Genomic DNA, 22,773 nt, shown 5'->3' on the forward strand with positions numbered 1-22,773 from the left:
TGCTCATATTTAGACGATTACCCGACGCTCACGACCTGCCTTGCCACTTCCAGCAGGCGCCTGCGATCTGCAATTTTTTTGCGGAGCCTGTTCGGCCCCGCCGCATCCCGTTCATACCGGTCCACCTCCAGCCAGCCGGCGTAATTCACGAAATCGGCTGGAAACTGGTCTCCGAGCGCGGCCAGTCCGGGCCGGCCGATCGGCAGCGCTCCGTCTTGCACCATCGTGATGATCTGCGCGGCCACGGCTTGTGCGTCTCTGCGATTCGCGGCAACCCCGCCCTTTCCGCCGTTCTTCGCCCAACCGACCTCGAATACATTCAACGCACGCCACGGCCCGCATCGAGCGCCGATATCGCCGACCTCGTTCGTAAAACCAATGGCCGTAACGATCGTGTCGACGTGGAAGCTCACGATACCTTCGGCTTTCGAGTGTCCGCGCAAAACGCTCTTCGTCAGCAATGCATCGACCTGCACCGGCGTACATTCGAAGTGGAAAACAATTTCCACCAGCGGTTTGGCATATACGATGCGTCTCGCGGCATTCCGCAGCACTTGTGCCTTTTCGCTCTGATCGTCGTCCGAAAGACCCGATGCAGATACCTTTACATGCCCCAGATCACAGAGTTCACGCAGCATGGCAAGGTCAAATTTCGCGTCGCCTGCGCTGGACCTTCCGACGAGATGAATCCGCTCGAGACGATTCGAGCGAAGCATCGATAGCCGCTCGTCGTCGATATCGGAGTTATCGAATTGCTCGATGCGTTTGGCCAGCAACCGGGCAACGTCTATGGCGACGTTCCCGTGCCCGACGATCGCCAACGATTCACCCAAGGAGCAAAATCGCCCTCTGTTATGGGGCAACCGAGGCTCGGGATAGCCGTTCAGCGCCCGCAGTATTTCGCCTGCCCCAACGACGTTTGCTTTCGGGTGTTGTGGAACCGGAAGAACCGAATCCGTTGCCAAACCTGTCGCGAGCGCCACAATGTCGAAACTCTCTGTCAATCGCTCAAACGACAGGTCTTTTCCGATAGTTACATTTCCGAAAAAATTGACCCTATCGCGTCTAAACAACCGATCGAACTGCATCGCCACGGATTTCGAACCTTGATGATCGGCTGCGATGCCGTAACGCAACAGACCGAATGGCACCGGCTCCGATTCAAACACCGACACTGCCGAATCCGGCCAAACCTTTATCAACGACTGAGCCAGGTAGCACCCGGACGGTCCGCTTCCCACGACGGCAATGGATGGATTAATGATGCGCATGAACGTACCTGGACTGGTCTCTTGAAACGGAGATGAATCGGATGCCGAGTTGCTTCGCGACTGAAACCGAAGCTATTGAGATTCACATCCGAAGCATGGATATGTCATTGGATGACGGCGAGAACGGCCTCGTCGTCCGTGCCGCCATCTCGCGGCTCGACGTCAGGATTGCGCCCCAACCTCCGGAACACTTCCGGCTTGGCCTTCCTGAAATAAACGGCCAATGCCATCCCGAAAATCTGCACTGCGCACAGGCTATAGAGCATCCACGTGCTTTGGCCTGGTTCGCCGCCAACGAGAAGCTCGAAGTGCTTGCCAACGAGGACGACGAGCGCAACGAACAGGACTGCGGAGATGCCGGGCGCAACACACGCTTTGAAAACGCCTGCACCGATGAACCGCCCCTCGCGGAAATACCAGACGAGACATGAAACATTCACGACGGTCATAAGGATCAATCCTCCTGCGGTACCGACGCCAGACAGTCGACCGTAAAGCAATTCCGGTTGGGCCCCGGTCACGATGAACGGCAGAAGAACAAGCAGCGTCAGCGTCGAAACCGTAATGGACGAGCGGTGCGGTGATAAATGCTTCGGATGGATCGCACTCAGGTACTGCGGAAATGCACCGTCGATGCCGAGGTTATGAAGATAACGCGTCAGCACGTTATGAATGGACAAGCTGGATGCAAACGCCGAGGTCAAAACCAGGATCGCGACCGGCGTGCGCATCCTCGCACTGACGAATTTGTCGAAGGCATTCTGAAACATGGTGGCGGGCGATTGCGTTGCGACGGAGATTACATCGTGTCCATACACGCGAATCAGTGCATATGCGCAGAACGTATACAACAGACCGATGAAGATCACCGCACCATAAGTTGCTCGCGGAATGGTTCTATCCGGGTCGCGCACCTCATCACGGAACAATGCCGTCGCCTCGAAACCCATAAAGAAAGAGACGGCAAACAGCATGGCAAACGGGCTGTTCGCGTTGAACAATCCGGATGGGGAAAAAATGGCGTTCGGCGGCAAGTCGCTTGAGGGATTGCTGCCAATAACTCCGGCGCAGAACGCGACGCAAACGATGACTTCCGCGACCATTACCCAAGTCAGGAACTTCGCGGATACTTCGATGTGCAGATACCCGAAAATCGCGATGGCAAGCCAACATGCCAGCGTAAAGTAGTACCAGGGAAATGCCCATCCCGTAAGCGTCCGCTGCAGATCAGCGGACGCAACGCCAAAATACGCCGGAACGCCGGCCAGGATGATGAAGTACGTAATCGTGGCGAGCAATCCGGCTCCAAGCCCGGCACTCTTGCCCAAGCCATGCGTGATGAATGCGTAGAAGTCGCCCGGTCGCTTCGCAGCATGGTTGAGTGTCAGATACCCTAGCGAGAACAGCATCAGCAGAACCATCGTCGCGATGAAGATGGTGGGGCTGGCTGCACCGCCATACATCAACGCGACCGGCACATATCCCGATACGGTCGTGAGAGGGGCCGAGAAAGCCAAAACGCTCAGCGCAAGACCAAAGGCGCCCATGTTCCCGGTAAGTTTATTTCCCTTCTCTGCAATCGCCCTGTAACCGCTTGTCTTCATTCGAGCCACCTCTTTGCTGTGCGCGGTTCTCTCGGTATCGCACTTTGATGCGCGTACCGCAGAACCCGTTGACTTGGTAGCCGAACTATATTCAGCGAATTTCTGGCCAGCATCCTCCGAAAGTATCTATACGTCGCTTCAAGATGGAGCACCGATCGCACGTGGTGCGCCATGCACGAACAACGTGCAACGACGCGCTTCCAGATCGTGCGTCTACCTCTACGGCACCCGGGCACTCTGTCAGATTCATCGCCACCGTCGCCGTATACAGGAGCGTGTGACCTGTCAGTCGTCTTGGTTCGGTTCTTGCTTCCTATCGCTGAACGTCGTGCTAGCAGCCTTTTCGCGTAGGCCGCCAGCGTTCCGCCTCCGTCAGTCAGGTTCGGAAAGGGTCTTTTGTCTATTCCACTCGGATAAACCATGCGATATCACCTGAACGACGATTGCAAGGACTTCGCCAAGCGGACCATTGCATTTTCCCAAACCCTTCTGGAATCGTCTGCCGCAATCTTTACCTGGATTGACGCTACCCAGAATATTCCACCGTGCACGGAACACGGCCTCGGCGACGTGATGATTCGCGACTATTACCGCGACTTCAGAGAGTTCGATCCGATCTCCCCCGACTTTCTTTTATCAAACAGATCTTCGGTCGTTACTCTCAGAAAGATCGCAGACAATAGATTTAGAGATTGCCACATCCCATACGCACAGTTTATGGCGCGGTATGGGTTCGTGGACGAGGCCGCCTTTGTCTTTTGGCAGGACAGCCGAGCCATCGCTTTTCTCAATGTTCTAAAAGGCAGACACGACAAAACGCTCGACAATGAATCCGTACTCCAGGAAATGCACAGCTATATCCAGTTCAACCTGCTCGGATTGGATTCGATAAAAACCCATCGACGCAATCGGAAACTCACCGAGCACCATCTATTGACAGCCCGCGAGCTAGCGATCGCCAATTTGATTGCGAGTGGACTTTCCAACAAGGAGATTTGCCACGAATGCCAGATCGAGCTGGTGACGGTCAAAACGCACGTGGGAAGGGTGCTGGCAAAGCTCGGATTGAATACGCGGTCACAAGTCGCGTCATTTCTGCACTCGATAACCGCAGATTGACCGTTGCAGTTCTGCCTCGTGGCAGCGAAGTCTGATGCGTGAGGTCCATTGCGGTTCAGTTGGAGGCGGGGCGAACCGACGCCGACATCAACCAGGCCGTCGAAACGACTTGCGCCCAGCTCCAGGCACGATACGAAGGCACGCGGCACGCTGAACCTGCAAGCTTTCGCAATACCATCAGCTTGACACGCTATGGTTTCGACAGCTTCGTCAAAGGTACAGACGGGAGACCGGGTCCGACTTGGCACGTTCAGTGGCGTTTCCACCGCGTACTTTGACGGTGGCCGCTTCCATGCCGTGATCTGACGTTGGACCGGTTTTTTATTTTCGGCTACGCTCGGCCGGACTCTGCTCTCCATTCCGCGCGTCGAAACGCAGGTGCGCAACCACTTGTCCGAGGCTGTAGTACGTAACCAGGCTGTTTCGGTCTGACTCAATGTTGCGTATACCAGCATCGGAATCCGCCTGACAAGCAGAGACCTCTGCTGAGTCAATCGAATGACGGCTATGCAGCGATCGCAGGAATATCTTTCGCATGACTCGGCTCCCTGTTGAGTCCACTACTGAGGTCTGCGCGCCAACCCGACATTGAAGCGCAGAGGTGGTTACGATCGATAAAGCGTGAAGATCATGATCTGTTCAAGTCGAACGCCGGATCGCTCGACGCCAATCACAACGGCATCGGAACGACGACGACCCAGGCGACGTGGACGATCTACACATCGTCTCTAGCGATACCCGATGCCCCTTGCTTGGCCAAGGCTTCCGCCAATAGTTTCCTTAGTCGATTATTCTCCCCCTCAAGGTACTTCAACCTTTGCGATTCAACGCCGTCGTTGCCACCAAACTTCGCCCGCCAGGAGTAGAAGGAGGTATCGCTGAAACCGTACGTCCTGCACAGATACTGGACCGCCTCGCCAGCTTCGGCCTCTCTCAAGAAGCCGATGATTTGCTCGTCCGTAAAGCGCTTCCGCATTCTCAAACCCGCCTCGAAAGTAACCTTTGCTGGTGTCAGGTAGCCTAGCGCTCCAGAGAATAGGTCCGTTTCTCACGTGGCCCCTCTAACTCGAGGCAGCATGTGACGACAGTTCCCTTCGTCGATTGCAGTACGATTCGATACCAACAAAGAGGATCACCTGAACAAGCACCGACACCGGTGTCGCCCACTGGTACAACGATGGGAAGAGCGATGCGTTACCGATGCACACTCCACATAGGGTTGCGATCAGGCATGAGCTCAATCCCGTCCATCGCCAGTTCTTGATCACTTGAGGCACGACATCGGGCACATCTTGGGATCGTCCAACCCAGAACTGATCGACGAGAAGCAACGTGACGAAGCAAGCCATGGACATACCAATATAGTTCAGGGCACTCGCGAGCAAGTGCGTACCATCTGAAATCAGCACAGTGGCCGCAACCGCGCAGAAAGCAACGATAACGATTCTTCTGCTGACGGAAACGCCAAATAGATGCTCGAGTGCGTTGACGAAGGCAACGGTGCCTGAGTAGATGTTCCCGAGATTGATTCTGAGCTGCGTCGTACACGCGAAAATGATTCCCCCCGCACCCAGCAACGAAACGAAATAGACGCCAGGATTGCTTTCCCGCATCTGGACAGCGAACCAGATCCCCAAGATCCCGGTGATCCCATAACAGAACGCAGGAAACAACGCGCCGACAAACACGGTCCCTGCCCGGAGTTCTCGTTTGCGCACAAATCTTGCATAGTCGGCCGTCACGAGACCAATGATGAAGGCGAGACCGTTAACGATGCCCAATACTTCAACCAGGCTGGTGAAGGGGTCTGCCGCAAGCCGAATCTCCGGGAGAGGAGCGCCAGCCATGGGAACATCAAGCGCGTTTCTTATCGCCCACACAACAAACACAACGAACAGCACCAGACTCATCGTCTGGAATCTTGCAAGCACCTTCATGCCCGACCACACGAGCGGCAACATGACGAAGACAAGGCAGATGTATATCAACGCATGAGGAGATTCCGGAAAGAGAGCCTGAAGCGAAGCCCCCATGATGCTGGCTTCGGCGACGAAGTAAGTGAGGCAGGCCACTCCGTAAGCCAGGCTGAACAATCCCGCTCCACGATACCCGAGCACGGTTCTGGCCCAGATATTGATGCCAAACCCTGTCTGGATGGATCGACGAACGAGCAGCACACCGACGAATGTCGAAACGCAGTATCCGTAGGCCAGTCCGATCAGCGCTGCTGCTACGCCAAACCTCACGGTAATGATCGACGCAATCTGAGCAAAGAAAAGCGCGGTCGCAATACCCAACGTAGCGAAGAATATGCCCTTCCAACCGGTCCTTGCATCTTCAGGAACCGGACTGGACGCGTAATCCTCATCGGAGTGAGTTGATGCCGGCATACAGAAATCCGAATACCTTCATGTCAGGGAATGGAGCAACGCAGCGCCACGGAACTCACGAAGGAATCACCCTCGTATCGGTCCACGGCGCCTCATACAGATTGCTTCAGAACTTGTGCCGCAGGCCGACGGCTACAACTTCCTGAGTACCTTTGCCCGCCGCAATTCCGTACGACCCGATGGAAGCCTCGGCGGCACCTTGCCCGTTCTGCCCGCTTGCATGCTGATACCCTGCGAGCGCATAGACGTCGGTGCGCTTGCTCAAGCTGTAGTCGGCCCCGATATTCACCTGGTGGTACTTGGCAGACGAATCCCCCAATGCTCGCGTGTAGTTGTAGCCGGCGATGAGCAGGAACGCAGGCGTCACCTGATACTGGGCAAAGACCGAACCGTTGTGATACTTCTCCGACCCCGTGAACGTCGATGCCGAATCGGCCGAATACTGGGCATAGCCATACGCCGCGCCCACCGTGAACGGGCCCGCAACGTAATTGGCACCGATCCGGGCGATATTGATCGACCGGGCCGACGCATAAGCCGCATTTACCGGCGAATTGAACAGCGAGTCGGACGAGGAGGTGCCGCGATTGCCCAACGTTGCGTTGCCGTTGTCGATGTGGAGAACGCCACCGCCGACGCTGAACGACGTGCTTTGATAGCCAACTGCCGCGCTCCACGTCTGCCCCGACCCCGTGGATCCAGCGACGCCACCGAGCGCATACATGACCTCGGCCGAAACACCGCCCCACGACGGGCTCACCCACTTCACGGCGTTGTTGAATCGAGCACTCGAATCGTAATTGTCGACATCACCCGGCGTAGCGAACCAGCCGCTGTAGACATCAGCGGTCAACTGCTGTTCGAGATCGGTCAGCGGATCGTACTGACGACCGAGCGTCAGGGTGCCGTACTGGCTCGAAATGCCCACGAACGCTTGTCGGCTGAACAACTTTCCCGGTGTCGCAAGCGCGCCGTTCGTGCCGTCAAAGCCGCTCTCTACTGTAAAGATGGCCGAGAGCCCGCCACCCAGATCCTCCGTTCCCTTCAATCCCCACAGGGAAGCCGAAAGATTGCTGGGCAACATCCTCACTTGCGAACTCTGCCCGCCGCTGTTGTGTACATAGCCCACACCCGTGTCGACGATCCCATAGAGCGTTACGGAACTTTGAGCCCTTGCTTGCGAGTAAGCTACGATGCTCAGTGCGGCGACTGCAATGATTTTCTTGTTCATTTCCCCCCCAAAATCACCAAAGTTAATTTCACTAGGAATACTGATTAAACGAACCATCAAATTTCTTCGATGCCTGCCGTTCCCATCTCAAGATCAACAATCTCTCATCGGGCGGATGGCAGCGCCCGCGACGCGCTGACATCGCTCGGCAGCATGCGGCGCGCGCTCCATACCCGTTCGAACTGGGCGACGGATTTCTCCAGACGCTGGCTGGATCGTCAGAAGTGGCGCCTGCTTATCCGCTCGTACTAGCCGAAGAAATTCTCGAGTTCCTTTGCAAGCGCCTCGGGCGCCTCTTCCGGGATGTAGTGTCCGGAAGCGACCATCGTGCCGCGAACGTCCGCCGCGACCTGCTGCAGCTGCGGGACCAGGTCGGGCATTGATCCCTGATCTGCACGGACCGCGAGAACCGGCATTTTGAGCTTGCCCTTCGCGCTCAATTCGCGATTCTGCTCGGCAGACACCGAGATAGCACGGTAGTAAGCGAGACCGCCTTTCAGGCCATTCGTCAGGAACACGCGATGGTATTCCTCGAAGTCCGCTTGGGAGAACACCTGCGGATTTGCAGCCTTCCGTTGCAAATACCACTCGAGATAGATGTGCTCGCGGCCGGCCAAGAGCGCTTCGGGAAGATCCGGGATGTTGTGAAATGCGACGTGCCACGTCCGCCACGCAACGTCGGAAGCCCACGGCAGCGTATCCGGAAGACTGATGCCCGGGATACCCGTGTCGAGGATCGCGAGGCCGGTGACCTTGTCGCCATTCATCGCCGCATAGGGATAACCGACCCATCCTCCGATGTCGTGTACGACAAGTGCATGTCGATCGACACCGAGTTTCTCGACCAAGCCACGAAGGAGCTTGGCTGCCTTGGCCGTGTCGAGCGTACCTGCGGGACGATCCGAGTCACCTTGCCCGGGAAGATCCGGGGCAATAACACGGTACCGATGCCCAAGCAGAGGCAAAACCTTGCGCCACGCATACCAGCTTTGAGGGAAACCGCAAATCAGAACCAGCACGTCGCCGTCCGCCTTGCCGCCGCTCACATAATGCATCCGCACGCCATCAACCGTCTGAAAGCCTCGCTTGAAACCTTCGACGCCGGTCTCCGGCCATTCACGATTCGAAAACATTCACAAGCTCCTGTTGTTCCACCGACATGTGCAGGCGCGGGCACATGCGCCGCGCCACGCGTGTAGCCAAACGCCCGCTCAGAAGGGATCCCGGGCAGCAGCAAGCCAGCCGCCGTCCATCACGTACTCGCTGCCATGCACGAAGTCGGCATCGTCGCCGCCCAGATACGCGGCGAGCTTGGCAATTTCTTCCGGCTGACACCAGCGGCGGGCCGGGAATTTCTGAAGGGCCGCCTCCATATCAGGCGAATTCGCCGTCGTGTGCTCCGACATCGCCAGCGGGGTTGCGGTTGCGCCCGGGCAAATCGTATTGACGCGAATGCCGCGCGCGCCGTATTCGAACGTGAGTTGTCGCGTCAGACCGATCACACCGTGTTTAGACGCCGTGTAGGCAGTCCCGCCGCCCGCAGCACTGAAGCCCGAGGTGGACGACGTGTTCACGATCGCCCCTTTGCCTTGCTTCAACATCTGCGGAATGACCGCTCGGGCCATCAGGAACGGTCCCGTGAGGTTTACGGCGATGACGCGGTCCCACTCTTCGACGCTCACCTCGTGAGCCGTCGCGTGTCCATCCAGAATGCCGGCGTTATTGCACAGAAGATCGATGTGCCCCCAACGCTCGATCACCGCCTTGACAGCGGCCTCGACGCTGCGCGGGTCGCTGACGTCCACTTGATGTGCGTACGCCATCGATGGATTCGCCAACGCTTCGATAGTGGCAACGGCATTCTTGAGATTGATGTCGAGTGCGGCTACGTTCGCCCCTCTCGAAACGAACTCGCGAACCATTGCTCGCCCCATGCCGGAACCAGCACCGGTTACGACAACCACGCGCCCGGAATAATCATTCACTGAAACGTCTCCTTGACTTCACTTCGACCAGCACGTGCGCTGCTCACTGAGCCGGCGAATCGTGCGCTTTCTGTTTCCAGGATTCGCGTGCATGCATCGTCTTGCGCCAATTAGACGAGGTCCAATTGTGATTCTCGATGCATGCAGATCACGAATTTCTATCAATTCCGCGAGCTGGACCGAATACGGTCCACAATCAACCGGCATTCGGCAAACATCCGTCACGCATCGGACGTTAATTCGTTATGCGAATTGACAGCCGGACACCGCTCAAACCATGTGTAACGCGCACCATCCTCAAGGTTGAAGATCGTGATCGATGAAGTGAGCTGTCAGGCCACGCAACGGGCGTGAACCCAATGCGAGCGTTACGACCGTCTGGATGATGTCTGGCTCCTTGAAACCATTGTATGTATGGCCAAGACGCCGTTCGTCCATCCAAAGGATGAGAAAAATTTCCATTGATGCAACCGGCGGCGAGGACAAACGCACCGCCCCGGTGCACTCAGGCTATTTCGTTGTCGGGGTACCCAGGTCAGCGGAGAATGCCGCAAGCTGGGTTCGGCTCTCGATGCCCAGCTTGCCCAGAATTCGAATGACGTGCGACTTGACGGTGGCAAGCTCGATGCCCAGCGTCTCGGCGATATCCTTGTTGGACAGGCCAGCGGTCATCAGGGACGCGACTGCGAGCTCCCGCTCCGTCAGGAAATACTCGTTTCGCAGCGCGTGGTCTGCCTGGACCTTCTTGACGGATGCAAGCATCGAGAAGCTGTGCTGCATATAGTCGTACATCTGTCCGAAGGGTTCAGGAGTCGAGAACGGACTATCGCCTTGCTTCTTGATGACGGAGAGGCACGCTAGTGGCGTATCTCCCGCCCAGAACAGGAACCCGACTTCGTCCACGAGCCCGTACTTCCTCTGGTAATCCGACCAACTGGAGTGCTGGTCGTCGCGCTTTGCCCCTTTGAGGGTCACTACAGTCGCACGCTGTTTGATCAGACGATAGACGTTCAGCGGATCGGCCGAGGCGAATACCGTGTAATAGTCCTTGATGGTCTCTTCGGGCCATCCCATCTGCGTGTGCGGCAATAGCTGGTCGTGCGAATCGAGCCATGTGAACACGGCGGCCGAACAATTGAGCATCGACCGTGCAAAGTTAACGGTCTGAAGAGCGAACTCCTGGGATTCCCTCAATTTGCTGACTTCGATTAACATCGCCAATTCTCTTTGCCGGTAGGGATGAGCGCGAGCACCGATCGCCCGAAATCAGCGGCCCGACAGGTGCACCAGCACCGAAACCGAAAGCCTCACGAGCGGAGAGCATGAAATTCGCACCAGACTAACATCTGATACCTAATGTGACAGGCTACCGCAACGCGCCGCCGGATCATATTAGGGAAGTCATATACCCGCCGGCGACCATATTCCGAAAGTCAAACGGTACGCCGCCACTGCCCGAACGACCGCAATCGGGATGATCGGTCACGCGGCCCGGATCAGCGTCTCCGGTTTTCCTCGGCAGTATGTGGCGCACACGTCCCGGGCCGCGTCGGCTGCCGCTACGACAGTTGGTGATGCATTGACCGGCATGCACAACGACACATCGATCGACGGCGGCTGCGGCTCCAGGGCGAGCTCGGCGATTCGCCCGTTCTCCAGTTCGTCATGCACGAACAGGCGCGGGACTGCCCCGACACCGTATCCATCACGCACCAATTGCACGATCGCAGCGACCGACGAGGCACAGGTCATGCGTATCGCCTCATCCGGGATGCCGGCTCCCCCGGCCAGTGTTCGGACGATGCGTTCCACCGCCAGGTGCGACGTCGTGCCCCTTCCGAATGTCAGTATCGGCCGCGCCAAGGCGAGGCGAACCGGATCCAGGTCCGAACCTGAAAGCAGCTCCCGGCTGACGATCCATCGAACCGGATAGCTTGCAATCCTGCTCGACGTGACCTTGTCGCTACCAACGACGTCTGCGCAGACAGCCATATCGAGCTCGCCCTGCACGATTTTCTTGTTCAGTGCCGGGCTCGAATCTACGGTCAGCTCGACCACCAAGCCCGGGACGCGCTCCCTCAACTGCGTCACATACAAGGAAAGCCAGCTGTGAACGATCGTGTCTATCACGCCGAAACGTATCGGTCCGCGTAACGCGAGATCGAGACCGGCTGCCTTCTTGAGCGCACGGGTCGCGTCTACCACGTTCATTGCCAGCGTTAACAAGCTCTGCCCAGACAGGGTGAGACGAAAATCCGCCGCCGTTCGATCGACGAGCTCGGTCCTCAACTCGTCTTCCAAAGCCTTGATACGTGTCGATATCGTCGCGGGCGAAGTATGAAGAAGACGCGCCGTAGCCCGGAAGCTGCCTTGTTGCGTGAGCGTCACGAACGTCTCCAGGAAGCGTGTATTCATTGCCTCACCATCGAGGATGCAGGTTTCCGTCCCGTCATACGCCATAGAACACCTGCCTGCGCCCGTCGATCTTCTCGGGTCAACACGGCGAAGACAGCGCATTGGCGTTGAATATCGATACGTTCGTCTCTGCTTGTCAGGAAAATGTTGACGGCCGTGTGCGGAATTTCTCGTTTGCTCAAGATCATTTCCGATCCTATTATTTATTCGCATTCCTTCTTTACGACGTAGAGTGCGAAAGCCATTCGGCAAACCGCGAATCTCGAAACGATGGATATATCTGGACCCTCGCCCCATGACGCCACGGAAAGTTCTCGGCACCGCCCTTCACAACGCTGCCCCTGTAACCCGCACGAATCATCGAAACGTATCCGCCACGAACCAGCGAAACGTCACTCCGTACACCGCCCTAATGCGTGAACCGATGTCTTCCATCGCGGCGAATGTTCCCGATCGGCCCGATCTCCGATCGGTATCGATCCTCGGCTACAACTAAGTCTCGCGCCACGGATCTGGATCCGCGACAGGAATTCGCGGCTCGCCGAGCGAGCCTCGGGCAGTATGTCGCGCAAGTTCTCCCGACTTGAACGCCTACAGCAGCAGCCGCTTCTCCGTTCTCGGTACGGCGCGCACATCATCGAGCGTCAGGTTCCGGCGACTAAAGCGCGTCGGTTCGACGGATACCACCGTTCCCGTGCGAGCGGACGCCTCGATCGCCAACAAGGCCCTCAGGTCAGCCAGGCCCTCTTCGACACTCGACGCAGGCTTGCTGCGTTTCTGAATGCATTCGGAGAACTGCTGAATCAACCCGCCGAAGTGATCGCAGTGCCGGAAGTGCATCGTCTCCGAAGCATCCTTCGTGTTCAGTACCATGCGCGTCGGCGTCTCGAACCTGAAACCAGGCTCCATGGTCAGGTCCCCTTCGGTTCCCAGCACCCTGTACATATCGATCGACGCCGTGCCAAAACTGCAATAGAACTGCGCGATTCGGTCGCGAGGGAAGCGCAATGTGACAGCAATGGCGTCGTCGATGTCCGAGAAGCGCGGATCTCCGGGGCGACGCGTCGTGATCGCCGACGCATCGACGGGCTCGTCGGAGAAGACGTGCCGCGCCGCGTTGACGCAGTAAATCCCGATGTCTTGAAGCGGACCGCCCCAGTTCTTGCTGTCCAGCCGGTGGTTGCGCGTCGCGGACTGAAATCCGAACACCCCGCTGAAGTATTTCGGATCGCCGATGCGGCCTTCCCGGATCGCTTCCAGTGCCGCGATCGTTCCTGCCTCGTGATGCAGGCGGTAACACGTACTCAACAACACGCCGGCCTCGGCTGCCGCCCCAATCATCGCCTCGGCATCCGCGACGCTGGTCGCCATCGGCTTCTCGACCAATATGTGCTTTCCGGCTCGTGCCGCGCGAATCGCATAGTCGGCGTGGAGCGGGTTGGGTACGGCGATATAGACCGCGTCGACGACATCGCCGCGCAACATCCGGTCGTAGTCGTCGTACCCGACGATCGTGTCGACACCGTGGAATTTCGCGAGCTTCCGCGCGCCGTCAGTATTTCCGGAAACCAACGCGCCGATCGCCGAATTTCCTGTCTGGGCGACAGCCGGCATGAACGCCTCTTGCGATATCCATCCAGCACCTACAACAGCGTATCTGATCATGTTTGCCTCTATGCGTTGCTCAGGAACCGTAGACGACCGGCACGACGCTCCGCTCGCGCAGAGACCGACGCGCCGCATCCAGCACGACGGCTGCGTCATATGCGTCGTCGAGCGTCGACAACGGGGTCGTGCCTTTCGCGACGCACTCGTTCACGAAGAAGCTTTCGACCTGAAGAAAGCTGTCCCAGTAGGTCGCGTCATCCCAGAACGGAAGTCTCGCGTCGCCAAATTTCGTGACGTCCCACGGGATCACGCCGCTTCCGTCGGAGCCGATGATCTTGAAATAGACGGACCAGGGATCCCGGCTGCGATCATCGGCCGAAAAACTTCCCCACAGATTCGCAATCGTTCCGTTCGGATACGCCGCGGTGATCATCAGTTGATCGTCGGCATTCGGATCGTCGAAGTGCACATTGGAACCGGTCGCGAACACCGACGACGGGCGACCGACGAAATACAGCATGCAGTACGCGTGATGCACCATCAGCTCGCGCATCGTCAGATCCGGCGCGCCGATCGAAGCGTCATGTCGCTTGTTGTAGATCGCCCAGAAACTGACGATCCTTCCCAGTTTCCCGGAAGCAACATGCGCACGCAGTCGCCGCATGCTCTCTGCATAGACATAATTGTGGGATGGCATGCAGATCCTCGATTGCGAACGTGCAATCTCCGCAAGCTCGCGAATCTGCGTCGCGTGCTCGCACAGCGGCTTCTCGAGCAATACGTGTTTGCCTGCAAGTAGCGCACGCCTGGCCATGTCGAAGTGCGACGCGGTATTCGTGCACACGACAACCGCATCGACCGCTGTGTCGCCCAGCAACTCGTCAACGGTTTCGTATGCGCGCCCACCAAACCTGTCGACGAATTCCCGCGCATTCCTGTAAGTGCGACTCCAGCCGCCGCAAAACAACTGCGGATCGATTTCGGCGAGAGCCGTCACGTGCAGCTCTGCCACGTTGCCGAGGCCGACGATGCCGATCTTCATGGGAGCACCCGATATGTGTGAAATGGCGACCGGCCGGTTTGCCCATGCCGGTCGCGTCGGTCAACCGGCGATGTCTACCGGCTGCCCGCGCTGCCACGAAAGCGTGGCCGCATCGGCGATCAACTGGGCCTTCAAGCCATCGCCTGCATCCGGTCGCGGCATTTTTCCTGCCGACACGGTGTCGACGAAGTAACGCATTTCGGCGAGATAGGCGGCGCCGAAGCGCTCGAGAAAGAATGGTTGCACGACCGGCATGACGAACCCGACTTCCGTGGCACGCTCCACCTGAGACTCGTGAATGTTCTTGACGCGCAGCATGCCGCACGATCCGTGGACCTCGATTCGCTGATCATAGCCGTAGGTCGAGCGGCGCGAATTCGAGATCTGGCAGATGCGCCCCGACTTCGTCGTCAGGATCACTGCGGCCGTATCCAGGTCGCCGATCTCGGCAATAGACGGCTCGACCAGCACCGATCCGGTGGCGAACACCCGCACCGGGTCGTCGCGCAACAGGAATCGCACGAGGTCGAAATCGTGAATCATCATGTCGCGAAAGAGGCCGCCGGATGTCTTCAGATATGACAGCGGCGGCGGTGCAGGATCGCGAGATGTGATCGTGACCGTCTCGACATCGCCGATCTCGCCCTCGTGTACACGGCGCGCCAACTCGCCGAAGTGCGGATCGAACCGCTGGTTGAACGCCGTCATGAACGGCACACCGACATTCTCGACGGCCTCCATGCATGCCCTTACCCGGGCCGACGACAGGTCGATGGGCTTCTCGCAAAAAATGGCCTTTCGTGCAGCCACTGCCGCGTGAATCAGATCGAAATGGGTCGATGACGGTGTCGCGATCACAACCGCATCGATATCCTTCCCTTCGAGAATTTCCGACGCGTTGCGTGCTTCAACCCCGAACCGGTCGGCGCAAACACCGACAGCACGCTCGTCGACGTCTGCAACCGCGACAAGCGTCGCCGACGGAATCTGCTTGATACCGAGTGCATGAACCTGACCAATGCGCCCACATCCGAGAATGCCGATCCTGATCATTTTTTTCCCGAGTCGCACACACCCCTGCATTTCCGTGGATCGGCATGACTACGCGTACATCGTCGGACGGTAGCGTTCGGCCGAAAACGTCACTGACGTTCCGCGCCCCATCGCAGCGACGATCTGCTCTGCGACGGACGTCGTGACATAGCCGTCCCAAGCATTTGCACCGCCGCTTGACGTGCCTGCGCTGATTGATCGGACCCACTCGTTGAGCTGCTTCACATAGGCAGGCCTGAATCGATCGATCCAGTTACCTGCGTAGGCCGTCATGCCGTAGCCGCCGGCATTCCTGCCAACGATTCCGGTTGACGCGGTCTCGACCGTCCCGGTTCGCCCGACAACCTGTACGTGTACGTGATAGCCATACCGGCAATTCATGAACACCTCCGACGACACAATCACGTCGCCGGCCATCTCCATCACGACGACCAGCGGGTCACCGCTTCCGGCGCTGTAGACCCATGCGGCAACAGGTTCGGACTCGAGCAGCCAGCGGCTTGCATCGATTTCGTGAACGAACGCATTGGTGATGGACATCGGACCGTTGAACCAGTCCGGCGCGACCGGATTGCGGTGGACGTTGTGCACGACAACCGGCGCACCGATCTCGCCGTCTCCGATCGCGCGCTTCATCTCGATGTACGGTCGGTCGAAACGACGCATGTAGCCGACCTGCACCAGCCTGCGGCCCTTCGCGAGTTCCGCGTCGACGACCGCGAGCGCTCCGGCTGCCGTACCGGCCAGCGGCTTCTCGCACAGCACCGGCTTGTCGGCCTCGATACACTGCAGTACCAGGTCACCGTGCAGCGGGTCCGGTGCGGCAACGAGCACGGCGTCGACATGCTCGGCGCGAATCAGCGCTCGCGGGTCCGTATAGACTGTCGCGCCTCCGGCTACGGTACGCGCGCGCCCTTCGTCCGCATCGCAGACCGCGACCAGCTCCGCACCCGACGTCTCCTCACGCAGAATGCGCACGTGCTCCGATCCCATTACTCCGACACCGATCACCCCGATTGCCAAGGTCATCTTCTGCCTCCGATCTATTGACACGCTATCGTTCGAATACGACCGGCCGGGCGGCCGCATCCGGATCCATCGCCGCCTGCCGCCGGCGACGGTGATGACGGTGATGCTTGAACGTTGGCGGCAAACGAGGAGGCACTCGTCGAATCCGCTACCGACGAGCCGCACCACCGATTTGCCACTCAGCAAAGAAGCTCACCGTCTCTGCACGGCTTCAGGCAGCAGCCGTGTTATCCGCGAGCCGGCTGCTGGACGTGTTCCCACACGCCGCTTTGCCCCGACGCGAGGATCGCGTCCGCGATGCGCTCGATCTGGACGCCGTCCTCGAAGTTCGGCGCGGCAGGCTGGTTCCCGGCGATGGCCTGCAGGAAGTTGTACCACTCGATCGACTTGATATCGATGTAGCCCTGCCCCATCCCGGCAACCGGCCACAGCTTGTCGCCGAACGGTTGATGCGGGCCCGAGTAGATCGTGCGGAAGCCGAACGCGTCCGACGGATCGTCCGCGAACGCCACACGCAGTTCGTTCAGGCGCTGATAGTCGAACGCAATCGAGCCACGGGTACCGTGGATTTCGAAGCCGAGCTGGTTGTGGTGGCCCCACGCATTGCGCGTCACTTCGATCGTTCCGCACACGCCGTTGCTGAACTTGATCATCGTCATGGCCATGTCGTCGACGTCGACCTTGCCCTTTTCCGACGATGCCTGACCTGCCGGGCCGAAGAAACGGCCAGCCGGCAGCGGCCGCTCGGCGATGAAGGTCTTGACGATCGAGTTCACCGATTCGAACTCGCCGACGAGCAGGCGCGCCGCATCGATGACGTGCGTGCCGATATCGCCGAGCGTGCCCGAGCCTGCCTTCTCCTTGTTGAAGCGCCACGACAGTGGCGTGCTCGGATCCGCGCCCCAGTCCTGCAGGTAGTAACCGCGGAACGTCAGGATCTCGCCGATACGTCCTTCGTCGATCAACCGCTTGGCCATCTGCAGCGCCGGCGTGTGGCGATAGTTGTACGAAATCATTGTGACCACACCCGTTTCCTTCGCGGCCGCATGCATGGCTTCCGCGTCAGCTACCGTCATGGCCATCGGCTTCTCGCACATCACGTGCTTGCCCGCCTTCGCGGCGGCGATCGCGATCGCCGCGTGTGTGTCGTTCGGCGTGCAGATGTCGACGATGTCGATATCCGGGCGAGACACAACTTCGCGCCAGTCCGTCGCATGCTCGGCGAACCCGTATTGCGCAGCTGCATTGCGTGCCAGTTCGTCTTCTATGTCGACCACGACCTTGCGTTCGATTTCCACCGGCGAGCCGAACAGGATCGGCACCACGGCAGTAGCGATGGAGTGGGCCTTGCCCATGAAGCCAGTGCCCACCAGAGCGACATTCAGTTTTTTCACGGTTTTCCTCCAATATGGCTGTCGTACTCGTGACGCACTCAGCCGATTCCTTGACGCTTCCGGCATCAATTGGGTTTCTCTCCAGTCACTCAGGATTCCGAATGACGTGACATTCATCCTCTACATCTCGAAAATTCACGCTCGATTCAATGTCTCGTTCGCTCCTTACTCGATAACCGCGATCTTTTCGCCCGCCGCTACCGGACGTCCGGCTGCCCCCTGGATCCGGATTCGCCCGCCTTTCGGCGCGACGACACGCATCTCCATCTTCATCGCTTCCATGATGGCAACGGCATCGCCCTCCGCTACGGTCGCCCCTTCTTCCACCAGCCATTTCTGCAGCGTGCCTGGAACCGGTGCTGTCACGATGTCGGCCCCCGTTTCCGCCTTCACCGTGTCATCGAATGCGCGCTGGGCACCGACATTCGCAAACAGCGACGCGGGCAAACCGATCGTGTGACGCTTTCCGTCGATTTCGATGAAGCTCTGCAGCAGGCCTCCGTCAGCCGGCGCGACGCGTCCGGAAGGCTCGACCCCACCGAACTCCGTTTCGATCCAGTTGGTATGAACCTTGAAGCCATCGTCGCCAGTGAAGCGCTTGTCCTCGAGCACCGCCCGATGGAAAGGCAACACCGACGCCACGCCTTCGATATCGAATTCGGCGAGCGCGCGACGGGCGCGCGCGAGTGCTTGTTGGCGCGTATCGCCGGTAATGATCAGCTTGGCCATCAGCGAGTCGTACAGCCCAGGAATCTGCGAACCGGATTCGACTCCGGAGTCGAGCCGCACCCCTGGCCCGGCGGGCGGACGAAAGCGGGTGATCGCGCCCGGTGTCGGCAGGAAGCCTCGGCCCGGATCCTCCGCGTTGATACGGAATTCGATCGCATGACCGCGGGGCTCCGGCGTCGCCGCAATCGACACAGGAAGGCCATCCGCGATGCGCAGTTGTTCGATCACGATGTCGACACCCGTGGTTTCCTCCGTCACCGGATGCTCGACCTGCAACCGCGTGTTCACCTCGAGAAACGAGATGACCCCGTCTTGAGAAAGCAGAAACTCGACCGTGCCCGCCCCCGTATAGCCGGCCTCGGCACATATCCTGCGCGCCGCGTCGTGAATGCGCGCGCGCTGCTCGTCGGTGATGAAAGGTGCGGGAGCCTCTTCCACGAGCTTCTGGTTTCGGCGCTGCAGCGAACAGTCGCGCGTGCCGAGCACGACGGTGTTGCCGTGATGGTCGGCCATGATCTGCGCCTCGATATGGCGCGGACGATCGAGAAACTGCTCGGCGTAGCAGTCGCCCCGGCCGAACGCCTCCGTCGCCTCACGGACGGCCGAATCGAACATCTCCGCGACGTCTTCGATGCGTCGGACGATCTTCATGCCGCGCCCGCCGCCCCCGAAAGCGGCCTTGATCGCCAGCGGCAAGCCCACTTCCCGCGCGAAGGCCACCGCGTCCGACGCACTGTGCAACGGCCCGTCGGATCCCCTGACCAGCGGCGCACCGACCTTCGATGCGATACGCCGGGCCTGCACCTTGTCGCCGAGCGCGGTGATGACCTCCGGCGACGGGCCGACCCAGATCAGTCCGGCATCGATGACCGCCTGGGCGAACTCCGCACGTTCGGACAGGAAGCCGTAGCCCGGGTGGACCGCATCGGCACCGGCGCGACGGGCGATCGCCAGAATCTTCAAGATGTCGAGATAGGTCTCCGCCGGGCGGCCCGCACCCAGCCCGTACGCTTCGTCGGCCAGTTCGGCATGCAGCGAACCGGCGTCCGCGTCCGAGTAGATTGCGACCGATGTCACGTTGTAGTCGCGCGCAGCGCGAATGACGCGAATGGCGATTTCGCCGCGATTGGCGATGAGCAGCTTCTTCATCGAACGAGTTCCTTCACTTGCGGATCGAATGCGGATATCGGGTTGAAGCGGATGCGGGCGCCGATCGGAATCTGCCCGAGCATGCCGAGATGATGGGCCGCGACGACGGCAATCACCGGGTACCCGCCGGTGACGGGGTGATCGGTCAGGAACACCACCGGCTGGCCGCTGTGCGGCACCTGAATCGATCCGAACAACGTGCCTTCCGACGGTAGCTCCGCGTCGTCGCGCCGCGCCAGCACCAGGTCGCCCGACAGTCGCATGCCAACGCGGCTCGACTCGGGTGTGACGCGCCATTCCTGCGACAGGAACCGTGCAATGCCTTCGTCGGTGAACCAGTCGGTGCGCGGCCCCGGGACGACGTCGACATCGACTACGTCGCCTTCGCGCGGAAGCGGCCGCGCGGCCGGCAGCTCTGGCTCGACGAACGTAGCGGCTTCGTCGGCCGGGACCAAGACATTGCCGCGAACGATCGGCGCCGGGCCGATCCTCGAAAGCGTATCGGTCGACGCAGACCCCAGCGTGCACTCGACGACGAACCCGCCGCGCAATGCGACGTAGCTCCGCATGCCGCGGCCGGGCATATCGAGCGTGACTTCCTCGCCCGCATCGACGGCAAAAGGACGCGAGTGAGGGATCACCGTCACGCGGCCATTCGCGTCGCGAATCGAAATCGGGCACGGCGCCCCCGTCACTGCGAGGGTCACCGGGCGATCGGGCACCAGCGAAAGGCCGCCGAACATCACTTCGAGCGCGGCGCGACTGCCCGGATTGCCAACACAGGCATTCGCGAGTCGCAGCGCGGCGCTGTCGACGGCGCCGCACACGGAGACACCCTGGTCAGCCTGTCGGGGCCGCCCGAGGTCCTGATACAGCACAGGGCGGTCCGCACGCGTCACCAGAATGCCGGTGCCCGAAACCTGGCGCACCGGCACTGGCGTCGGCCACCCCGATACCGGAACGGCCGAACCTTTGCCCGCATCGCGGAAACGAACCCGAGCGCCGGGTGCGAGCAAAGCCGCACGCGGACGCGTCACGTCCCACATGGGCACCTGCGTCGTGCCGAGAAGCTGCCATCCTCCGGGGCTATCCGACGGATAGATCCCGCTGAATTTCCCCGCGATCGCGACCGAGCCTGCCGGGATGCGTACGCGAGGCGTCTTGCGTCGGGGAACGTCGAATCCCGGATCGTCGGTGGTCATATACGCGAACCCCGGTGCAAATCCGGTAAACGCGACCGAGTGGACCGCATCCAGATGTCGCTGGACCAGCTCGGCCACGGACCATCCCAGCAGTTCGGCAACTTCGCCCAGATCCTCTCCGTCGTAGGAAACCGGGATATCGAACATACTCCCGTCGCGCTCCCGACGAACGGACACGTCCAGCTGCCCGAGCCGCTCGATCAGCGCCGCGCGATCGATGACAGCCGGGTCGAAGCGAACCAGCACGGTGCGCGCGCCCGGAACGACTTCGTCGACGCCGTCCACTTCGCTCGCGAGCAGCCGGTCGAGAAGCGCCAGCGTCGTTTCGAGACTATCGAGCTCGACCAGCATGCCGGCAGAGCCGGCCGAAAGGATGCGCATCTGCTCAGCCACGGTTCTCTCCTCTGCACACCCCGGCAAACGGACGAAGCGTAACGCCGCGCGCGGCGAGTTGCGTTTGCAGCACGCGAGCAGTTGCAACGGCCGACGGGTTGTCTCCGTGGATGCAGATTGACTGTGCGTCGATCGTGATGTCCGTGCCGTCGATCGCGGGCACGACACCCTCCTGCACGAACCGCAGCATGCGACGCGCAACGACGTCCGGATCGTGAATGACAGCCCCGTCCGCGCGGCGATTCACGAGGCTTCCATCCACGTTGTACGCGCGGTCGGCAAATGCCTCGCCGACGACGGCAAGGCCGGCTTCACGCGCCTGATCCACGACAGGTGCGCCGGCGAGCACCATTAGCACGAGCGTCGGATCGATCGCCAGAATCGCGTCGATGACGGCCGCCGCCTGGTAGGTATCGTGCGCGATCGTGTTGTACAGCGCGCCATGAGGCTTCACGTAGCGAATCGACGTGCCCGCGGCCTTTGCAAGCCCCTGCAGCGCACCAATCTGGTAGATCACGTCGCCCATCAGTTCTGCATGGGATGGCTGCATGTTGCGACGCCCGAAGCCCACCAGATCGCGATAACCGACGTGCGCGCCGACGGCGACACCGCGCCGTGCCGCTTCATGCAGCACGGTATAGATCCCCGCCGGATCGCCGGCATGAAAACCGCAGGCAACATTCGCGCTCGTCACGATGTCGAGCATCGCCGCATCGTCGCCCATCCGCCAGGCGCCGAAGCTCTCACCGAGATCGCAGTTCAAATCAATGCTTACCATGACGCTGCCCACAGGATTTCTTCAGTGCACGAACACGCGATGCCGCTCGGGCGTTCGTGCTCGGTTCACGCGATTTTCCGGAACTTGCTGAGCGAGACGGATTCGATCCATTGCCCCGCCCGTGCGCCGAACGCCTTCGCGAACTCGGTATTCGAGTGGGTCTCGAGGGCGGCTTCGTCTTCCCAGATTTCGTAGAAGACGAACTGCCCCGGCGTGTCGGCCGACTCGTGAAGATCGTATTGAATGAACCCCGGCTCCGTCCTTGCGTACGGCACCAGCTCCTTCAACGCTTCGCGCAGCACGTCTTCGCAACCGGATCGGGCAACGACGGTTGCAACCACGACCAGACCTTCCTTCTTCATCTCACTTTCCTCATTACGT

General features: G+C 59.8%; 19 protein-coding genes and 1 pseudogene. 1 reads left to right on the plus strand and 19 read right to left on the minus strand.

Going from position 1 to position 22,773, the window contains the following annotated elements:
- Positions 1–17: 17 nt before the first annotated feature.
- Positions 18–1,271, minus strand: a complete 1,254-nt coding sequence (locus tag E9536_RS36700) for an oxidoreductase (RefSeq protein ID WP_136472532.1) — start codon at positions 1,269–1,271, stop codon at positions 18–20.
- Between the two features lie 104 nt (positions 1,272–1,375).
- Positions 1,376–2,875 (minus strand): APC family permease, encoded by a 1,500-nt coding sequence (locus E9536_RS36705; protein ID WP_077216023.1) that lies wholly within the window; start codon positions 2,873–2,875, stop codon positions 1,376–1,378.
- 420 nt (positions 2,876–3,295) lie between these two features.
- Between E9536_RS36705 and E9536_RS36710 the strand changes: the two genes are divergently transcribed.
- The gene (locus E9536_RS36710; RefSeq protein ID WP_077178914.1) at positions 3,296–3,994 is read left to right on the plus strand and encodes a LuxR C-terminal-related transcriptional regulator; all 699 of its coding nucleotides are present in this window, start codon (positions 3,296–3,298) and stop codon (positions 3,992–3,994) included.
- Between the two features lie 757 nt (positions 3,995–4,751).
- Here E9536_RS36710 and E9536_RS36715 read toward each other — a convergent pair.
- The 17 genes and pseudogenes from E9536_RS36715 to E9536_RS36790 form a co-directional block, all read right to left on the minus strand.
- Positions 4,752–4,970, minus strand: a pseudogene (locus tag E9536_RS36715) (transposase); the annotation flags it as partial.
- 85 nt (positions 4,971–5,055) lie between these two features.
- A complete protein-coding gene (locus E9536_RS36720; protein WP_136472534.1) occupies positions 5,056–6,384 on the minus strand; it encodes a hypothetical protein in 1,329 nt (442 codons plus the stop codon).
- Between the two features lie 106 nt (positions 6,385–6,490).
- Entirely contained in the window at positions 6,491–7,615 is a 1,125-nt protein-coding gene (locus E9536_RS36725; RefSeq protein ID WP_060067784.1) for a porin, read from the minus strand.
- 248 nt (positions 7,616–7,863) lie between these two features.
- A complete protein-coding gene (locus E9536_RS36730) occupies positions 7,864–8,748 on the minus strand; it encodes an alpha/beta fold hydrolase (RefSeq protein WP_060067740.1) in 885 nt (294 codons plus the stop codon).
- Positions 8,749–8,826: 78 nt separating this feature from the next.
- A complete protein-coding gene (locus E9536_RS36735) occupies positions 8,827–9,600 on the minus strand; it encodes an SDR family oxidoreductase (protein ID WP_136472536.1) in 774 nt (257 codons plus the stop codon).
- A 297-nt stretch (positions 9,601–9,897) separates the two neighbouring features.
- Complete coding sequence (locus E9536_RS41710) at positions 9,898–10,062, minus strand: hypothetical protein (RefSeq protein WP_168799611.1); 165 nt, start codon at positions 10,060–10,062, stop codon at positions 9,898–9,900.
- 48 nt (positions 10,063–10,110) lie between these two features.
- On the minus strand, positions 10,111–10,815 hold the full coding sequence (locus tag E9536_RS36740; protein ID WP_062885825.1) for a LuxR C-terminal-related transcriptional regulator: 705 nt from the start codon (positions 10,813–10,815) through the stop codon (positions 10,111–10,113).
- A gap of 267 nt (positions 10,816–11,082) precedes the next feature.
- A complete protein-coding gene (locus E9536_RS36745) occupies positions 11,083–12,015 on the minus strand; it encodes a LysR family transcriptional regulator (protein WP_062886099.1) in 933 nt (310 codons plus the stop codon).
- A 591-nt stretch (positions 12,016–12,606) separates the two neighbouring features.
- Complete coding sequence (locus E9536_RS36750) at positions 12,607–13,779, minus strand: Gfo/Idh/MocA family oxidoreductase (protein ID WP_348772211.1); 1,173 nt, start codon at positions 13,777–13,779, stop codon at positions 12,607–12,609.
- Positions 13,700–14,665, minus strand: coding sequence for a Gfo/Idh/MocA family oxidoreductase (locus E9536_RS36755; RefSeq protein ID WP_136472540.1), 966 nt, complete (start codon positions 14,663–14,665; stop codon positions 13,700–13,702). The genes E9536_RS36750 and E9536_RS36755 overlap by 80 nt, the downstream gene beginning before the upstream one ends.
- 60 nt (positions 14,666–14,725) lie before the next feature.
- A complete protein-coding gene (iolG, locus tag E9536_RS36760; protein ID WP_077178922.1) occupies positions 14,726–15,718 on the minus strand; it encodes an inositol 2-dehydrogenase in 993 nt (330 codons plus the stop codon).
- Positions 15,719–15,766: 48 nt separating this feature from the next.
- Positions 15,767–16,747: a Gfo/Idh/MocA family oxidoreductase gene (locus tag E9536_RS36765; protein ID WP_136472542.1), complete on the minus strand. Its 981-nt coding sequence runs from the start codon at positions 16,745–16,747 to the stop codon at positions 15,767–15,769.
- A 227-nt stretch (positions 16,748–16,974) separates the two neighbouring features.
- Positions 16,975–18,141: a Gfo/Idh/MocA family oxidoreductase gene (locus E9536_RS36770; protein ID WP_168799612.1), complete on the minus strand. Its 1,167-nt coding sequence runs from the start codon at positions 18,139–18,141 to the stop codon at positions 16,975–16,977.
- 165 nt (positions 18,142–18,306) lie between these two features.
- Complete coding sequence (locus E9536_RS36775) at positions 18,307–20,019, minus strand: biotin carboxylase N-terminal domain-containing protein (protein ID WP_077178925.1); 1,713 nt, start codon at positions 20,017–20,019, stop codon at positions 18,307–18,309.
- Positions 20,016–21,614: an urea amidolyase family protein gene (locus tag E9536_RS36780; protein WP_136472546.1), complete on the minus strand. Its 1,599-nt coding sequence runs from the start codon at positions 21,612–21,614 to the stop codon at positions 20,016–20,018. Before E9536_RS36780 ends, E9536_RS36775 begins: the two co-directional genes overlap by 4 nt.
- Positions 21,607–22,392, minus strand: coding sequence for a 5-oxoprolinase subunit PxpA (locus tag E9536_RS36785; RefSeq protein WP_125333563.1), 786 nt, complete (start codon positions 22,390–22,392; stop codon positions 21,607–21,609). Before E9536_RS36785 ends, E9536_RS36780 begins: the two co-directional genes overlap by 8 nt.
- Positions 22,393–22,457: 65 nt before the next feature.
- Positions 22,458–22,754, minus strand: a complete 297-nt coding sequence (locus E9536_RS36790) for a putative quinol monooxygenase (protein WP_136472548.1) — start codon at positions 22,752–22,754, stop codon at positions 22,458–22,460.
- Positions 22,755–22,773 lie beyond the last annotated feature (19 nt).

It is taken from the genome of Burkholderia sp. LS-044, assembly GCF_004803625.1.
In the GTDB taxonomy this organism is placed as follows: domain Bacteria; phylum Pseudomonadota; class Gammaproteobacteria; order Burkholderiales; family Burkholderiaceae; genus Burkholderia; species Burkholderia cepacia.

Excerpts from the sequence above, each read along its gene's own strand:
- E9536_RS36710 (WP_077178914.1), top strand. The coding sequence starts at position 3,296 with ATGCGATATCACCTGAACGACGATTGCAAGGACTTCGCCAAGCGGACC.
- E9536_RS36785 (WP_125333563.1), bottom strand. The coding sequence starts at position 22,392 with ATGGTAAGCATTGATTTGAACTGCGATCTCGGTGAGAGCTTCGGCGCC.
- E9536_RS36775 (WP_077178925.1), bottom strand. The coding sequence starts at position 20,019 with ATGAAGAAGCTGCTCATCGCCAATCGCGGCGAAATCGCCATTCGCGTC.
- E9536_RS36740 (WP_062885825.1), bottom strand. The coding sequence starts at position 10,815 with ATGTTAATCGAAGTCAGCAAATTGAGGGAATCCCAGGAGTTCGCTCTT.
- E9536_RS36745 (WP_062886099.1), bottom strand. The coding sequence starts at position 12,015 with ATGAATACACGCTTCCTGGAGACGTTCGTGACGCTCACGCAACAAGGC.
- E9536_RS36790 (WP_136472548.1), bottom strand. The coding sequence starts at position 22,754 with ATGAAGAAGGAAGGTCTGGTCGTGGTTGCAACCGTCGTTGCCCGATCC.
- E9536_RS36705 (WP_077216023.1), bottom strand. The coding sequence starts at position 2,875 with ATGAAGACAAGCGGTTACAGGGCGATTGCAGAGAAGGGAAATAAACTT.
- iolG (WP_077178922.1), bottom strand. The coding sequence starts at position 15,718 with ATGATCAGGATCGGCATTCTCGGATGTGGGCGCATTGGTCAGGTTCAT.
- E9536_RS36720 (WP_136472534.1), bottom strand. The coding sequence starts at position 6,384 with ATGCCGGCATCAACTCACTCCGATGAGGATTACGCGTCCAGTCCGGTT.
- E9536_RS36765 (WP_136472542.1), bottom strand. The coding sequence starts at position 16,747 with ATGACCTTGGCAATCGGGGTGATCGGTGTCGGAGTAATGGGATCGGAG.
- E9536_RS36725 (WP_060067784.1), bottom strand. The coding sequence starts at position 7,615 with ATGAACAAGAAAATCATTGCAGTCGCCGCACTGAGCATCGTAGCTTAC.
- E9536_RS36700 (WP_136472532.1), bottom strand. The coding sequence starts at position 1,271 with ATGCGCATCATTAATCCATCCATTGCCGTCGTGGGAAGCGGACCGTCC.
- E9536_RS41710 (WP_168799611.1), bottom strand. The coding sequence starts at position 10,062 with ATGGAAATTTTTCTCATCCTTTGGATGGACGAACGGCGTCTTGGCCAT.
- E9536_RS36750 (WP_348772211.1), bottom strand. The coding sequence starts at position 13,779 with ATGACGCAGCCGTCGTGCTGGATGCGGCGCGTCGGTCTCTGCGCGAGC.
- E9536_RS36755 (WP_136472540.1), bottom strand. The coding sequence starts at position 14,665 with ATGAAGATCGGCATCGTCGGCCTCGGCAACGTGGCAGAGCTGCACGTG.
- E9536_RS36730 (WP_060067740.1), bottom strand. The coding sequence starts at position 8,748 with ATGTTTTCGAATCGTGAATGGCCGGAGACCGGCGTCGAAGGTTTCAAG.